A 15,667-nucleotide genomic window follows, 5' to 3' on the forward strand; every position below is an offset into this window, starting at 1 on the left:
CCGGATTATAGAATGGCTCTATGAAACAACTTGTCCTTATTCGTCATGGCGAATCCGCCTGGAACCTTGAAAACCGCTTCACTGGCTGGGCGGACGTTGACTTAACCCCAAAAGGCACAGAACAGGCCCTAGCAGCAGGAGAAAATCTCCGCAAAGCAGGCTATGAGTTTGATTTGGCCTACACCTCGGTACTGAGAAGAGCGATTCGCACCCTGTGGCATGTTCAGGACACCATGGACCTCATGTGGTTGCCCGTAGTCCATAGCTGGAGACTAAACGAACGTCACTATGGCACCCTCACTGGCCTTAATAAAGCTGAAACTGCTGAACAGTATGGAGACGCTCAGGTTCATATTTGGCGACGCTCCTACGATGTGCGTCCACCACTCCTAGAAAAGGGTGGCGAACGTAATCCGCAGAATGATCGACGTTACGAAAAACTCAATGCTTCTGACATTCCCTTGGGCGAGTGCCTTAAAGATAACGTCGAGCGTGTATTGCCTCTTTGGAATGAATCTATCGCTCCCGCCCTCAAAGCAGGTAAGCGCATATTAATCGTTGCACATGGCAATAGCATCCGCTCTTTGATTAAGTATCTCGACCAGGTTTCCGACGAAGACATTATGGAAATAAATGTTCCCAATGGCATCCCGCTTGTTTATGAGCTCGATGACAATCTCAAACCCATTCAGCATTTTTATTTGGATTAAGGTAAAACAGAAACATGCGCGTATTTTTCAAGAACCTAGCCCTAGTCTCTGTTGGCCTCATCGCCGGGGTTGCAGCTACCATCCAACCCTCTGCTACTGCCCAGCAAGGCACGACGCTACCTTTAGATGAACTGCGCACACTATCAAATGTGTTTGCCCAAATTAAACGTGAGTATGTTGAGCCAATTGAAGACAAACAGTTACTAACTGATGCGGTCAAGGGCATGGTGAGTAGTCTTGATCCGCACTCCACCTATCTTGATAAAAAAGATTTTTCTGAGATGCAAGAGCAAACTAGCGGCAAGTTCGCTGGCCTTGGTATTGAAATCACTTCAGAAGATGGCGTTGTTAAAGTACTCAATCCCATTGAAGACAGCCCTGCTGCACGCGCTGGCCTGCAAGCCGGGGACCTCATTACCCACTTAGATGACAAGCCTGTTCGTGGCATGTCTCTAGATAAAGCGGTGCGCACTATGCGCGGTACGCCGGGGACAAAAATTACTTTGACGGTCTTTCGCAAAAGTGAAGAGCGCAGCTTTCCAGTAACCATTACTCGCGCTGAAATTAAGGTGCAATCCGTTAAAGCCAAAATTCTGGATAACGACATTGCCTGGGTAAGAGTCACAAGCCTTCAAGAGCGTACCGTTCCTGATCTAGCAAAAAAATTAAGCGACCTTGCCACTCAAGACCCTAAGATGAAGGGCATCATTCTTGACCTCAGAAATAATGGTGGGGGCTTGTTACAAGGTGCAGTTGGTGTTGCAGCAGCCTTCTTGCCGACAGATGCCGTGATCGTCTCCACTAAAGGTCAAACAGCCGATTCAAATCAGGTGTTCAATGCAACGCCAGCCATGTATCGCCTGAGTGAGCCTGGCGATCCTTTAGCTGGTGTGCCTGAGATGTATAAAAAATTGCCAATGGTAGTTTTAGTCAATGCCTACTCTGCTTCTGCCTCTGAAATTGTGGCTGGCGCATTACAGGATTACAAACGCGCCACCATTATCGGTAAAACCACTTTCGGCAAAGGCTCTGTTCAGACCGTCCGCCCTCTCACAAATGAGTCTGCATTAAAAATTACTACGGCCTATTACTACACGCCGAGTGGTAAATCGATTCAAGCTTACGGCATCAAGCCTGACATCGCGGTTGATCAAAATAAAGATGGCGATCCCAATGATGTGTTGATTACTCGCGAAATCGACAGTGAAAAACATTTACGCAATAAGCAATCTTCAGAAGAAAAACTCGTTGCTGATCGTGAAAAACGTCGTCTCGAAGAGTTACAACGCATTGAAGAAAAAAATGCCAAGAAGACTCCTGAAGAGAAAGAAAAAGAAAAGTCTAAGAAGCCTATCGAACTTGGTAGTGCAGATGACTTCATGCTTTCTCAGGCAGTTGCGTTTATCAATGGTGAGCCTGTAAAACGCTCGGCCTCTAAGCTAGAGTAAGTTCTAGCAATGAGGTATACATATGAATGATGAGCAGCTACTTCGCTACTCGCGGCATTTACTATTAGAAGAAATTGATGTTGCTGGCCAAGAAACACTTCTTGGCTCACACATCCTCATCATTGGTGCTGGCGGACTGGGAAGTGCTGCTGCGCCTTACCTAGCCGCGGCTGGCGTTGGAAAAATAACGCTGGTTGATCATGACAAAGTTGAGCTCACTAATTTGCAGCGACAAATCATGCATAGCCAGAACTCCATTGGCAAAAGTAAAGTGGAATCTGGTAAACAATTTTTGCAAAGTATTAATCCTACCCTCATGATTAATACAATTGCAGAGAAGGCAACTGAGGATTTATTAAAAGAAGTTTTGCCAACGGTGCATCTTGTTCTAGATTGCACGGATAACTTTGCTACTCGTCAGCTCATCAATGCAGCTTGCTTTCACCAAAAGGTGCCTCTTGTATCTGGATCCGCACTCAAATTTGACGGTCAATTAAGCGTCTTTGACTTCCGTAATGCCACATCTCCTTGTTACGCCTGTCTTTTTTCTCCAGAAGAACAGTTTGAGGAGGTCAGCTGTGCCAGCATGGGCATTTTCTCGCCTCTAGTGGGCATTATTGGCGCGATGCAAGCAGCCCAAGCACTCCAGGTATTAATTGGCTTTGGTCAGCCTTTAGTGGGAAGAATGTTGCTTTGGAATGCACTCAATACTCAGATTGATGAGATTCGTATTTCTCGAAATCCCGCATGCAAGGTTTGCGGCTCCCAACACTAGGGAATTAAGAGAGCAATCGCTCCAATGCTTTAGCCTGCTCTTCGGGCTCGTAGGCACGTAGAACTCTAGGAACGCGGGCTTTTAATAGACCTACATTTGCCTTTAAGACCTCCCGCTTAACTAACAACAACTGACTAAAGTGCATTGAGAAATCTGTCAGCCCGAGCGCGAGCAATAGCTTTGTTAACGTAGGGTCTCCAGCCATCTCGCCACAAACGGCAACCGGAACATCCGCGCGCTTAGCTTGATCAATGATGCTTGATAGCAAATTCAAAATAGCAGGATGAAGCGGATCATATAAATGTGCAACTGCATGATCTGCCCGATCGATTGCCAAGGTGTATTGAATTAAGTCGTTCGTGCCAATAGAAAGAAAGTCGAATCGATTAATAAATAAGGGCAGCATCAAAGCAGCCGCAGGAATTTCAATCATTGCGCCAACTTGAATATTGGGATTAAATGCCTTCCCGCGTTGGTGTAGCTGCTGCTTTGCTTTTTCAATCAATCTAAATGTTTCGTCAATCTCTTTAACATGAGCCAACATCGGAATCATAATGCGCGCCTGGCCATGGGCTGATGCGCGCAAGATAGCTCTGAGTTGCGTTAAAAAGATTTCCGGCTCAGTCAGAGACCAGCGAATCGCACGCAATCCCAGTGGTGATGCACCCGTTTGAGAAACATCACCTCCACCGCCCAAGGCCTTATCAGCACCAACGTCAATAGTTCTAATATTGACGGGCAAGCCATGCATTAAATCGACTACGCGACGATATTCTTGATACTGCTGCTCTTCATCGGGGAGAGCTTGCTTGCGATCCATAAATAAAAATTCAGACCGAAATAAGCCAACACCTACAGCACCCAACTTCACCGCCTGAATAGCATCCTCAGGCAACTCAATATTGGCAAATAACTCAATCTGAACACGATCAGCTGTTTCTGTCTTGGCGTGCTTTAACTGCTTTAGTTTGCGAGCGTCTTTTAAAGCTTGGGCCTGTAGCTTTCGATACTCAACAAGAAGTTGTTCATCGGGCACAACAACGACAACCCCATGCTCCCCATCCAATATCAACCAATCGCCATGACGAATCATTTCACTGGCATGTCGCACACCGACTACCGCAGGAATCTCCATGCTGCGCGCAACAATAGCGGTATGAGAGGTTTTACCACCAAGATCTGTTACAAACCCTGTAAAAGCATGTTCTTTAAAACGCAGCATGTCATGGGGGGCAATGTCATGGGCAACAATAATTGACTCAACACCAATATCGCTTGCAGGCAAAAAATCGGCATCATGTAAAGGGTCTTTTTTCTGAGCATTTAAAGCTTTAATTACACGCTCAGCTACCTGTCGAATATCGTTGGCACGCTCTTTTAAGTACGCATCCTCAATCTCTGCAAATTGCTCCAAAAGATCATTGAGCTCGGTTGTTAAGGCCCAAGCGGCATTCAACCTTTGCGTACGAATTAATTTAATCGGCTTCTCCGCTAGAGCTGGGTCTGCCAGAATCATGCCGTGCACATCTAAGAATGCGGCCATTTCTTGTGGCGCATCTTTAGGCAATCTTTGACGCAATTGCGCCAACTCAAGGCGTACCTGCTCAAAAGCGTCTAATAACTTTTTGGCCTCAGCGTCTTCTTTGCCAGCTTCAATAAGGTAATGGCTAACCTCTAATGCTGCACGCGATATCAGTACGGCTTTGCCAATAGCAACACCTTTAGATACTGCAATTCCGTGCAAAGCAAAAGTCATCCTTATTCGCCCTCACCAAATCGATCGTTAATTAATGCCGTTAAGGCCTGCATTGCCTCATCTTCTTTTTCACCAACAGTCTCCAAGGTGACTGTGCTGCCAATTCCAGCGGCCAGCATCATGACACCCATAATGCTCTTCGCATTGATTTGACGACCATTACGGGATAAGAAAATTTCACAGGGAAACTCTGCGGCAAGCTGGGATAACTTCGCAGATGCCCGAGCATGCAAGCCCAACTTGTTAATGATTTCGATTTCAGCAACAGGCATAGTGAGTCCTATTTCTCCGTAGTGACTTGCGGTGTTTTAGAACCCAAACGCAAAATTCCATTTTGACCACCCAGAAGTGCTTTATGAGCAAGCTCTTCGAGACCTTCACCACGATGAGAAATACAACGCATCAGCATGGGTAGATTCAATCCGGCCAAGACAATCACGGGTGCATTTAAACCAGATAATGGCCCTAGAGCTTCAAGTTTGGATGCCACATTAGCTGGAGTCGCGCCCATTACATCCGTCAGTATTAAAACGCCCTGACCTGTATTGACGCCATATGCCGCTTTCAACAGGCGATCAAAACTGGCTTTTGTATCTTCATAGGGCGGAATATCAACCGCCCTAACTCTCTCTGGCACCACACCAAACGCATGCTCAGCAAAACCGAGCATCGCACTTGCGACTGGGGTGTGCGCAACAATTACGATTCCAACCATTTTTATGCCAATGCCTTTTCAAGTGCTGTTAACCAAAATTTCGGAACATCAAATCTGCTTTGCTCAGTAATCTCTACAAAACAGGTTGGGCTGGTCACATTAATTTCAGTGACATAAGCACCAATTAAATCTAATCCTACCAAGAACAAGCCCCGGGCATTCAAAATAGGGGCAAGGCGCTCTGCAACCTTCATCTCAGCATCCGTTAATGGCATAGCCACCCCTTTGCCGCCAGCAGCTAAGTTGCCTCTGATCTCACTCCCCTGCGGAATGCGGGCTAATGCAAATGGCACTACCTCGCCACCGATGAGCAGCACACGTTTATCGCCTTGAGCTATCTCAGGCAAGAATCTTTGCACCATCAAAGTACGAGCGCCATTCTCACCTAGTGTCTCGACAATACTGGCCAGGTTTAAACCGTCTGGCCCTACACGAAACACGCCCATACCACCCATACCATCTAGGGGTTTAATGACAATATCTTGATGCTCTTGGTGAAATACTTCAATCGCACTCAGCTCACGCGTTACTAAAGTTGGCGGAATGAGCTCCGGAAACTCCGTGATGGATATTTTTTCAGAGTGATCTCGAATAGCTGTTGGATTATTAAATACTTTTGCACCTTGACGAACCGCAGCAGATAACAACCAAGTCGTATTGAGATACTCGATATCAAATGGGGGGTCAGTACGCATCATGACTGCGTTAAAAGTATTTAATGGGCGGCCTTCAATGGTGCCTAACTCAAACCATGCTGTGCCACTTGGCTTAATGGTGAGCGACTGACAATCCGCTACTACAAAGTCATCTCTCCAGAGAATATTGCGGCTTTCGCAAAACCAAAGTTGATGACCCGCTTCTTGCACAACACGCATCATTGCCAAAGTGGAATCCTTGCTCACCTTAAATGATTCCAAAGGATCAGCAATGAAAAGAAAGTTCATCTTATATCCGAGTATTCAAATAAAGTTAAGCAGCTTCAGCATTAGGATCAGAACGCTCTAACTCTAAAGAGGCGGCTAACAAAGCTAGGCGAGCGACAACACCATAAAGATAAAAACGATTTGGCGGCGCACTACCAGGCTTGGCACCTAGATCTGGCATAGAGTTTTGCTCGAACGCCAAAGGTACAAAATGCATGCCCGGCGCGTTCAGATTCTCATCTGGCCCACGATCAGTATGTACGCGATAGAAGCCGCCAATCACATAGCGGTCAATCATGTATACCACCGGCTCTGCAACTGCTTCATTGACTTTCTCGAGGGTATATACACCCTCCTGAATTAAGACATCGCTAACTTCAAGACCTTCTTTAACAACACTCATCTTGTTGCGGTCTTTGCGATTCAGACCCTTGAGTTGCGCAGGATCGTTTACCACCATGACACCCATACCGTATGTACCAGCATCAGCCTTCACTACGACGTAAGGCTTTTCTTTAATGCCGTACTCTCGATATTTCTTAGCAGTTTTCTTAAGCACTTTCTCAACGGCAGCTTGCAACTCTTCTTCGCCCTTACGCTCATGGAAATTCACATTAGAGCAACTAGCAAAGTAAGGATTGATCATCCAAGGATCAATATCAACCATCTTCGCAAATTTCTTGGCGACTTCATCGTAGGCTGCAAAGTGATTTGACTTACGGCGGACATGCCAACCGGCATGCAGACCTGGTAAGAGATATTGCTCGTGGAGGTTTTCTAGGATCGGAGGAATACCTGCTGATAAATCGTTGTTCAGCAAGATTGAACAGGGATCAAAATCTTTTAAACCTAAACGCTGCTTCTTCAAACCTAAGCGAGACAAAGGCTCCATCAAGAGACGATTGCCATCAGGCAAATCAATCCAAGTTGGTTTTTTAATTTCATCAGACAAAGTACCCAAGCGAACATTAAGACCTGCTTGGCGCAAGATCAAAGACAGACGTGCAATATTGTGCAAATAGAAAGTATTGCGAGTATGTCGCTCAGGTATTAATAGTAAATTTTTTGCTTCCGGGCAAACCTTCTCAATGGCTGCCATAGCCGCCTGAACTGCCAAGGGCAACATCTGAGGTGAAAGATTATTGAATCCACCTGGGAAAAGGTTCATATCAACTGGCGCAAGCTTAAAACCTGCATTACGTAAATCAACTGAGCAGTAGAACGGCGGAGTGTGCTCCTGCCATTCAAGCCTGAACCAGCGCTCAATCGTTGGAGTTGCTTCTAATACCTTCGACTCGAGATCGAGAAGAGGGCCGCTAAGGGCAGTAATGAGATGTGGGACCATGACACTATTGTAAGATTTTTAAAACACAAAGGGCGGCATCCGAAGATACCGCCCTCTTTACCCACTAAATTGACCGAAATTTACTTCTAGGGGGCCATTCAGCCCCCTAATTAAGTCAATTAGTTTGAATACGCTGTTTCGCCATGAGAAGTGACATCCAAACCTTCACGCTCTTGATCTTCAGGAACGCGTAGGCCAACTACCATATCCACTACTTTGTATGCAATCACTGAAACTACTGCACACCAAATGATAGTAATGATTACGCCTTCTGCCTGAATGATGGTCTGACTAAAAATTGAGAAGTCAGCAGGAGCAGCTCCGCCAGTGCCACCCAAACTAGGTGCAGTAAATACACCAGTCAAGATCGCTCCAACGATACCGCCAACACCATGGATGCCAAATACGTCGAGGGTGTCATCTGCGCCAAGCATTCTTTTCAGACCACTCACCGCCCATAAGCAAACTAGGCCAGAGATAAAGCCGATAGCAATTGCACCCATTGGGCCAACAGTACCGCAAGCTGGAGTAATGCCAACCAAACCAGCTACCGCACCAGAAGCAGCGCCCAACATTGAGGCTTTACCTTTGAACAAAGTTTCGCCCAAGTTCCATGCCAATACTGCAGCAGCAGGGGCAAGCAAAGTGTTGATGAATGGCAGTGCAGCACCTTCATTAGCCTCTAGGTTTGAGCCTGCGTTAAATCCAAACCAACCTACCCACAGCAATGCAGCACCAACCATAGTGAGAGTTAAGCTATGAGGAGTCATTGCATCTTTGCCATAACCCAAGCGCTTGCCAATCATGTATGCACCTACTAAGCCAGCAATACCAGCATTAATGTGTACAACTGTACCGCCAGCAAAATCAAGTGCACCCTTACCAAGCAAGTAACCACCAGCACCCCAAACCATATGTGCAATCGGGAGGTAGCAGAAAGTTAGCCATATTGCGCAAAAGAGCAACACAGCAGCAAACTTCACGCGCTCAGCAAATGAACCTACGATCAAGCATGCAGTGATACCAGCAAATGTTGCCTGGAATGCGATGAAGATAAACTCCGGAATCTTTGATGTTGGTGTGAAAGCATCCGCTTGTGAGGCAGTTGTAACGCCGGACAAGAACACTTTACTAAAGTCACCAATAATCAAGCCTTCTGCACCAAATGCTAATGAGTAGCCATAGACAACCCACAGAACAACCATTAAAGAAAATACTGTCATTACTTGCATCAAGACTGACAACATATTTTTACTTCTGACTAAGCCACCATAGAAAAGCGCTAAGCCTGGTAACACCACCAGAATAACTAAGATGGTACTGACCATCATCCAGACTGTATCAGCTTTATCAACGGTAGCCGCCACGGCACTAACTGCACCAGCAACACTGGCAGCAGCAGCCGCTACAGGCTCATCAGGAGCCGCATAAGCGACTGAAGTTACCATTACGCCAGAGACGCCAATAGCCAAGGCTACAGCGGTTCTAGCAAGAAGTTGTTTCATTCGAGCAAACATTTTGAACCCCTCTTTAAAGTGCTGACGCACCGGTTTCACCGGTACGAATGCGAATGACGTGTTCAACTGGTGAGACAAAAATCTTGCCATCGCCAATCTTTCCAGTACGAGCAGATTTTTCAATTGCTTCAATCGCTCGCTCCAAGATGCCATCTTCAACAGCAGCTTCAATTTTTACTTTTGGCAAAAAGTCGACTACATACTCTGCACCGCGATACAACTCGGTGTGACCTTTTTGACGACCAAAGCCTTTAACTTCAGTGACGGTGATGCCCGAAACTCCCACTTCCGAGAGAGCTTCGCGCACTTCGTCAAGCTTGAAGGGCTTGATGATTGCGGTAATTAATTTCATACGTTTCTCCGTTCAGAGGAAAGAATTAGAAAGTTTTTGTGAGGGCAACTACAGCACCGCCACGACCGGCTGCACTATTTGGCGTACCTAGCGGACTACCGCTGTATGTATTCCAACAAACTGGATTAGCATTAGTCGCCACATAAGATGCTGAAAGTGCTAGGCCACTACCAAAATCTTTGATTACACCAAGCTTCCAGTCTGTATAACTAATGTTATTTTCAGTCTGATTTATGCCACCCGTAGATGCTGGTTGACCCGCAACATATTGATAACCTACGTGCGCATTTGCCGTTAAACCCCAAAATCCTGTGTCATAGTTCACTGTTAAATCTGGGTACATAGAGCCTGCACTATTTGGAATACCGAAGAGTGTTGTTACTGCATATGAGAGTTTCACAAAACCAGTCAAAGGTCCTAAAGTGAAGTTCTGAGCAGCGTAAAGCTCAGTGCTGTTTGGATTTAGCATTGCAGAATACTGATCCTTACTTGGATAGTAGTACTGGAGTACACCAAAGTCAGATGCGAATCCTGGGGCAATCAATTCTTTCTTAAAACCGCCATAAAAATCCATCTCGATTGGTGCTGATACACTACCGCTTGTAGTGTTTCCAACCCAGCTGATTGTGCTATTCCAGTTTCCAATATAGAAACCACTCTCATGGGCGTAGTCGAAGCCGCCTTGAATAGCTGGCTGATAGTTGGATTGAGTAATGCCGCGGTAACGGTAATCATTGGTTACAGTAACGTTTGCAGAAATCGGGCTACCTGCATCTTCAGGGTTAGTTGGAGTATCGGCAGCAAATGCTGCTGTAGCAAATAGGCCAGACGCTGCTAGAGCGATGGCTGTCTTTTGAATAGTTTTCATGTGTTGCTCCTTGCTGTGTGTAATGAAAAAGGGATAAATGCTTTATTGCATGGAGTGATCATGAATCTCCCACCCCCTTTCAATTTGGTGCAATTCCCCTAAATAAGGCCTATGCCCAGCTTTAGTGCACTTATTTGCACCAATTTGGTTCATTTTGGTGCAAGTGCAGCATTTATGGCTGGTTTCAGCTGTTTTTGACTCAACAACATAAAATGATAGGTGTGTCTTTTATGCAACTTTCAATAGAACGGCGGGCAGCATTATGCAAAAAACAGGCGAAATCCTAGAACAAATCCAGCGCGTTGCTAGCGATATGCAAAACAAGGTTGGGGATGCTATTCGTAACTCACCTGCACAAGAGATAGAAAAGAATGTGCGTGTCATGATGAATCAAGGGTTCCAGAAAATGGACCTAGTAACGCGAGAAGAGTTTGATTTGCAATCGAAGGTATTGGCAAAGACCAGAGAAAAACTAGAAGCTCTTGAAGCTAAAGTAGCTGCTTTAGAAAAGCCTTAACCTGAATTTTCTTTTCGTCTAGAAACTATTCTGGGCGGAACTCATCGAAGAAGTTAGAGTAAACCTCTTCAGAGAAAAACTATTTTGCATCCACCCTTGCTGGAGCTGTATGCAAAACGGAGATTTGATAAATCCAAGTTCCATTATCTGAACCAATTCTGGTAATCCAACGTACACGCATTGACTGCTCTACTGCACCAGTAGATTTAAATTCTAAGAAGTAATCCTTAGTAGCAACACGCTGTTTATTGGCAGTCTGATAAAGAGCATCAACACTAAGAGCACTCTCCAAACTGACACTTGCACGATTCAATAAGTTGCCCTGCAATTGCTCCAACAATTTAGGCGCCAGGGTGGACTGATCTTTGGTCAGGTGAATCGTACTCACTGAATAAATATCATCCTCAATTTTTACAGCTTGTAAAGTTTGAGGAATCTCTTGATCTTGATAAGAGATTTTTCGCTGAATCTTTTCAGGCTTACCTGGAAATAAAGCGCTATAGCCATCTTGCGGAGACTGCACAGTCCGCCAATCTAGCTTGGGACTACAAGCAGAAAGTAGAAATGCAAGTGCTAGAACTACACCAAACTTTTGGAGCATGAGTTTAGACAAGACCTGCGCTATGTGCTTGTTGGTCAGCATGGTAGCTAGAGCGCACCATCGCGCCGACGGCGGCATGTGAGAAGCCCATGGCATAAGCCTCTTCCTCGAAATGCTTAAAGACGTCGGGGTGCACATAGCGACGAACTGGCAGGTGATGTCCTGAAGGAGCTAGGTACTGACCAATAGTCAGCATATCAATATTGTGTTCACGCATATCGCGCATGACTTCTAATATCTCTTCGTCAGTTTCCCCCAAGCCAATCATTAAACCGCTCTTGGTTGGAATATGCGGAAAGCGCTCTTTGAAATCTTTCAGCAACTTTAAAGAATGTGCGTAGTCAGCTCCAGGTCGCGCCTCTTTGTATAAGCGCGGAACTGTTTCTAAATTGTGATTCATGACATCAGGCAGGCCTTGAGGGGCATGTTCAGAAAAAATATCCAACGCTTTATCTAAACGGCCACGGAAATCTGGGACCAAGACTTCAATACGGGTATTTGGGGAGAGATTACGTGACTGAGAAATGCAGTCCACATAATGCATGGCGCCGCCATCACGTAAATCATCGCGATCAACGCTTGTAATCACCACATAATTTAATTTCAGGGCAGCGATCGTACGCGCTAAATTACCCGGCTCTTTGGTATCTAGTGGATCTGGTCTGCCATGACCCACATCGCAAAATGGGCAACGACGCGTACATTTGTCGCCCATGATCATGAAGGTAGCAGTGCCTTTACCAAAGCACTCGCCAATATTGGGACAACTTGCCTCTTCACAAACCGTGACCAACTCATTCTCACGAAGAATTTTTTTGATCTCAGAAAAACGTGAATTATTAGAAGCGGCCTTTACTCGAATCCAATCTGGCTTCTTAAGCACTTCCTCTAAGGGTACGATCTTGATTGGAATACGCGCAATTTTCTCGCTCGACTTCTGCTTACGCGAAGCATCGTAATTTAGGTCTTGGCGACTATTACTAGTAGGGGCGGTATCGAGGTCCGGCTTATTGGTGGTCATGATGAAGTCAGTTGCTTTTGCAAATGCCCTAAAAGGGTTTGGCTAATAGTGTCTATATTGTCCTTGATCCCAAGGGTTTGCATATCTACCGTCCTTAAGCCCTCATAACCGCATGGGTGAATACGGGCAAAAGCCTCTAAATCAGTCGATACATTCAGGGCAAGTCCATGATAGGAGCATCCTTTTGAGACTTTAAGACCTAAAGCAGCAATCTTTGTACCCCGATACTCCAATGGAACCGGACTGTATTGAGCAATATAAATACCAGGCGCACCAGCATGTCTTTCCGCTTGAATGCCAAAATCTGCCAGAGTATCAATTAAAGCCTGCTCAATTCGGGAAACGAGCTCTTTTACAAAAATCCCTAAGCGCCGGAGGTCGAGTAGTAGATACACCACGATTTGGCCAGGGCCGTGATAAGTAATCTCACCACCGCGATCAACCTGCACTAACGGAATTTGAATGCTAGGGGAATGGAGGTTGCTCGCATCTCCCGCCAAACCTAAAGTAAATACTGGCGAATGCTCCAGAATCCAAATTTCATCTGGGGTTTCGCCATCTCGCTGCTGCGTGAAATCTCGCATCGCTTGATAAGTTGACTCGTAGTCAGCGACCCCTAAATGTTTTACTAAAAAACTCATGCAAATAATTTAGAGGACAACGCTAACCAAAGGATGTGTGGATAAAGTGCGATACAATTCATCTAATTGCTCACGGCTGGTTGCAGTAATCGGCAAAGTAATCCCCAGATAATTTCCATCTTTAGAAGGTCGTTGTTCAACCTTGCTCTCGTCAAGCGTAGGGTCAAATTGACGAGCAATGTGCAAAATTGCTGGCAAGTATTCTGGATTGGTCTTACCCATCACCTTAATTGGAAACTCAGATGGATACTCGATAAGAGATTTTCTATCCTCAGTCATGTTTTATCTTCCTCATTTACTTTGTAGTTTATTGGTTGCGATGATCAGGCATGCCTAACCAAGCACCAGTGATGATGTTGCGTATGCAATGTAGACGTCGGTGGAAAAAATGATCTGCGCCCGGAACTACCTGAACTGCTAGCTCTTGAGGGCGCGCCCAATCTAAGACATCGATCAAGGGAATAGTTTCATCCACTTCACCATGAATCAAAATCGTATCAGCAGGCACGGGTGCCAAGACCCACTTGCCAGCCGCACTACCAACCATGACGAGCCGCTCAGCTGGGCGCCCAAGTTCTGACAAGCGTTGCACTAAATGCGTCCCAACAAAACTTCCAAATGAGAAACCCGAAACTACTAAAGGCAAAGTATTTGCAGTCTGAGTCCACGCTTGTTGTGAGGTAGCCTCAAATTGATTCCAGCTTGAGGGAGTGCGCATCCAATCAATGACATGTAGCAGATCCTCCATCTCACCAACGCCATCATCATGCACACCAGCAGTAGCTCCTACACCTCGAAAATTCGGACGGACGCTGACGTAACCCAATTGATTAAAAGCGCGCGCCATAGTTTGCGCGACTTTGTTATCCATCGTTCCACTCATTAACGGATGAGGATGGGCAACTAACGCTAAACCCCTTACCAAAAAATCTGTATTGGTTTTTAATTCATCCGGCAGATCAATCGACATTTCGATTTGACCCACAACACCATCAATATGAATGATTTTTGTACGGCTATTCATGAGAAACGCTTTCTGAAATCTTTTTAAGCCAACTGCAATCGCTCTACTGGGCGCCCTTGCACCAAGTGTGACTGAATAATTTCTTCAATGTCTTCAGTATCGACAAATGTGTACCAAATACCCTCTGGATAAATTACCGCCACCGGTCCATCGGCACAGCGATCTAAACACCCCGCCTTGTTAATGCGGATTTTTCCTGGGCCAGATAAACCCAATTCTTTCACACGATTTTTTGCGTACTCAAATAATGCAAATGCGTTATGGCGATCGCAACAATCTTCGCCATTCTTACGCTGGTTTAGACAGAAAAAAACATGGTGCTTAAAGCTCATACATACTCTCAATCAAGTTTTTGAATTAAAGGCGGTCCGATTTCGGAGTGCCCAAAATAAAGCTAATGGCAACCATACTACTGAAACCCATTGCATTAATTCATTAAAGTGTAATAGCCGACCCTGGTACCACTGCCGTAATGTCAAAATGAAATAGGGATTGTCTGGCAAGAGATTAATTGCCAGGGTGGCACTCAGCAAGCAAGTGATCGCAAGCCAAGCTTTATTGCTTACAGATAACCGGAGAGCCCATCTCAGCAATAGACTTCCCAGCAGCATCCCCCAGATAGCTCCAGCCGTGAGCCACGCTAAGCTAAATACCGCCCCGAATTGCAATGTCGTAAAGGCAATTTTTACTAGAACGGTGAAACAGAGTAGGCCATTCAAGATTTTCCACTGGGGGGCTTTTGCGCGCATCCCTAGCGATAGCAAAAGCCCGGTACCCAGCCAGCAGACCGCTGTAATGATGGACTCTTGTACAACATGGTTTATCACCATGGTTCCCCAGTCAACTGAGGCAAAAATCGCATGCCCCCACACCCCTGTACCCAACCAAGAATTCTGAGGGTAGATCTGAGTCCAAGGAAAAAGTAGAAACAGAGCGCAAGCAGCCCAGTTCAAACCAAACCATTGGTCAAAACGGCGGCGCACCACACTCCCAGAGAGCCACTGAGGGCCTAAGGGTATGGCTAGCAAGCCACCTAATAGGGCGCCCAATACATTGGCCCACCAATCCATTTGACTCGGTATCCGAGTGGGGAGCCAAGTTTGCAAGGATTCCACGCTCAACGCTAATACCGCGCTCAAACCCAAAGCAATACCCAAGGCAACAAAATTACGCCAACGCGGGTAACAGGCAAAAACCAAGATAAATCCCAGAGGAATATAGGCCAAGATATTGACCGAGACATCAAAGAGCGTAATAAAGCGAGGCAAAGGGGCAGCTAACCACGCTAATGCAGCAATACCATTGTCAAATTGGAAATCAAAGGGATTGAGGCTGACGTAAAGGATCAAAAGCGCGTAGCTCAAGCTAATAGCCCTAGCTAAAGGCATCGCCTGGAGAGGCCAAATAAACTTGCGAGGACGCTGATCTTCGTGATGCATTCCCTTATTCTAGGT

General features: G+C 45.8%; 19 protein-coding genes. 4 read left to right on the top strand and 15 right to left on the bottom strand.

Going from position 1 to position 15,667, the window contains the following annotated elements:
- The first annotated feature begins 20 nt into the window (after positions 1-20).
- The 3 genes from gpmA to DXE44_RS08650 are packed head-to-tail and all read left to right on the top strand — an operon-like array spanning position 21 to position 2,933.
- Complete coding sequence (gene gpmA, locus DXE44_RS08640; RefSeq protein WP_114654074.1) at positions 21-710, top strand: 2,3-diphosphoglycerate-dependent phosphoglycerate mutase; 690 nt, start codon at positions 21-23, stop codon at positions 708-710.
- A gap of 14 nt (positions 711-724) precedes the next feature.
- Positions 725-2,158 (top strand): S41 family peptidase, encoded by a 1,434-nt coding sequence (locus tag DXE44_RS08645; protein WP_114654075.1) that lies wholly within the window; start codon positions 725-727, stop codon positions 2,156-2,158.
- Positions 2,159-2,180: 22 nt separating this feature from the next.
- Complete coding sequence (locus tag DXE44_RS08650) at positions 2,181-2,933, top strand: HesA/MoeB/ThiF family protein (protein ID WP_114654076.1); 753 nt, start codon at positions 2,181-2,183, stop codon at positions 2,931-2,933.
- A 4-nt stretch (positions 2,934-2,937) separates the two neighbouring features.
- Here the strand turns inward: DXE44_RS08650 and ptsP are convergent, their stop codons facing one another.
- The 8 genes from ptsP to DXE44_RS08690 form a co-directional block, all read right to left on the bottom strand.
- Positions 2,938-4,689 (bottom strand): phosphoenolpyruvate--protein phosphotransferase, encoded by a 1,752-nt coding sequence (gene ptsP, locus DXE44_RS08655; protein ID WP_114654077.1) that lies wholly within the window; start codon positions 4,687-4,689, stop codon positions 2,938-2,940.
- Positions 4,690-4,691: 2 nt separating this feature from the next.
- The gene (locus DXE44_RS08660) at positions 4,692-4,961 is read right to left on the bottom strand and encodes an HPr family phosphocarrier protein (protein ID WP_015422104.1); all 270 of its coding nucleotides are present in this window, start codon (positions 4,959-4,961) and stop codon (positions 4,692-4,694) included.
- An 8-nt stretch (positions 4,962-4,969) separates the two neighbouring features.
- A complete protein-coding gene (locus DXE44_RS08665; RefSeq protein WP_114654078.1) occupies positions 4,970-5,404 on the bottom strand; it encodes a PTS sugar transporter subunit IIA in 435 nt (144 codons plus the stop codon).
- A gap of 2 nt (positions 5,405-5,406) precedes the next feature.
- Positions 5,407-6,348 carry a glutathione synthase gene (gene gshB, locus DXE44_RS08670; RefSeq protein WP_114654079.1) on the bottom strand — a complete coding sequence of 314 codons (942 nt, stop codon included), beginning with the start codon at positions 6,346-6,348 and terminating at the stop codon, positions 5,407-5,409.
- 25 nt (positions 6,349-6,373) lie between these two features.
- Positions 6,374-7,672 carry a glutamate--cysteine ligase gene (gene gshA, locus DXE44_RS08675; RefSeq protein ID WP_114654080.1) on the bottom strand — a complete coding sequence of 433 codons (1,299 nt, stop codon included), beginning with the start codon at positions 7,670-7,672 and terminating at the stop codon, positions 6,374-6,376.
- 119 nt (positions 7,673-7,791) lie between these two features.
- On the bottom strand, positions 7,792-9,177 hold the full coding sequence (locus DXE44_RS08680) for an ammonium transporter (RefSeq protein WP_114654414.1): 1,386 nt from the start codon (positions 9,175-9,177) through the stop codon (positions 7,792-7,794).
- Between the two features lie 25 nt (positions 9,178-9,202).
- Positions 9,203-9,541 (bottom strand): P-II family nitrogen regulator, encoded by a 339-nt coding sequence (locus DXE44_RS08685; RefSeq protein WP_011903792.1) that lies wholly within the window; start codon positions 9,539-9,541, stop codon positions 9,203-9,205.
- Between the two features lie 25 nt (positions 9,542-9,566).
- The gene (locus DXE44_RS08690) at positions 9,567-10,409 is read right to left on the bottom strand and encodes a TorF family putative porin (RefSeq protein ID WP_114654081.1); all 843 of its coding nucleotides are present in this window, start codon (positions 10,407-10,409) and stop codon (positions 9,567-9,569) included.
- A 262-nt stretch (positions 10,410-10,671) separates the two neighbouring features.
- Here DXE44_RS08690 and DXE44_RS08695 point away from each other — a divergent pair, with 262 nt between their 5' ends.
- Entirely contained in the window at positions 10,672-10,926 is a 255-nt protein-coding gene (locus DXE44_RS08695) for an accessory factor UbiK family protein (protein ID WP_114654082.1), read from the top strand.
- A gap of 79 nt (positions 10,927-11,005) precedes the next feature.
- Here the strand turns inward: DXE44_RS08695 and DXE44_RS08700 are convergent, their stop codons facing one another.
- From DXE44_RS08700 to DXE44_RS08730, 7 genes are read right to left on the bottom strand one after another with little or no spacing between them, the layout of a single operon-like run.
- Positions 11,006-11,539 (bottom strand): hypothetical protein, encoded by a 534-nt coding sequence (locus tag DXE44_RS08700; protein ID WP_231970634.1) that lies wholly within the window; start codon positions 11,537-11,539, stop codon positions 11,006-11,008.
- Positions 11,532-12,548, bottom strand: a complete 1,017-nt coding sequence (gene lipA, locus DXE44_RS08705; protein ID WP_114654084.1) for a lipoyl synthase — start codon at positions 12,546-12,548, stop codon at positions 11,532-11,534. The genes DXE44_RS08700 and lipA overlap by 8 nt, the downstream gene beginning before the upstream one ends.
- The gene (lipB, locus tag DXE44_RS08710) at positions 12,545-13,189 is read right to left on the bottom strand and encodes a lipoyl(octanoyl) transferase LipB (protein WP_114654085.1); all 645 of its coding nucleotides are present in this window, start codon (positions 13,187-13,189) and stop codon (positions 12,545-12,547) included. The genes lipA and lipB overlap by 4 nt, the downstream gene beginning before the upstream one ends.
- Positions 13,190-13,198: 9 nt before the next feature.
- Positions 13,199-13,468 carry a YbeD family protein gene (locus tag DXE44_RS08715; RefSeq protein WP_114654086.1) on the bottom strand — a complete coding sequence of 90 codons (270 nt, stop codon included), beginning with the start codon at positions 13,466-13,468 and terminating at the stop codon, positions 13,199-13,201.
- 28 nt (positions 13,469-13,496) lie between these two features.
- Positions 13,497-14,213 (bottom strand): alpha/beta hydrolase, encoded by a 717-nt coding sequence (locus DXE44_RS08720; protein ID WP_114654087.1) that lies wholly within the window; start codon positions 14,211-14,213, stop codon positions 13,497-13,499.
- A gap of 23 nt (positions 14,214-14,236) precedes the next feature.
- Complete coding sequence (locus DXE44_RS08725; RefSeq protein ID WP_114654088.1) at positions 14,237-14,545, bottom strand: (2Fe-2S) ferredoxin domain-containing protein; 309 nt, start codon at positions 14,543-14,545, stop codon at positions 14,237-14,239.
- A gap of 12 nt (positions 14,546-14,557) precedes the next feature.
- Complete coding sequence (locus tag DXE44_RS08730) at positions 14,558-15,652, bottom strand: VanZ family protein (protein ID WP_114654089.1); 1,095 nt, start codon at positions 15,650-15,652, stop codon at positions 14,558-14,560.
- Between the last annotated feature and the right edge of the window lie 15 nt (positions 15,653-15,667).

Source organism: Polynucleobacter necessarius (assembly GCF_900095175.1).
Classification (GTDB): Bacteria; Pseudomonadota; Gammaproteobacteria; order Burkholderiales; family Burkholderiaceae; genus Polynucleobacter; species Polynucleobacter necessarius_I.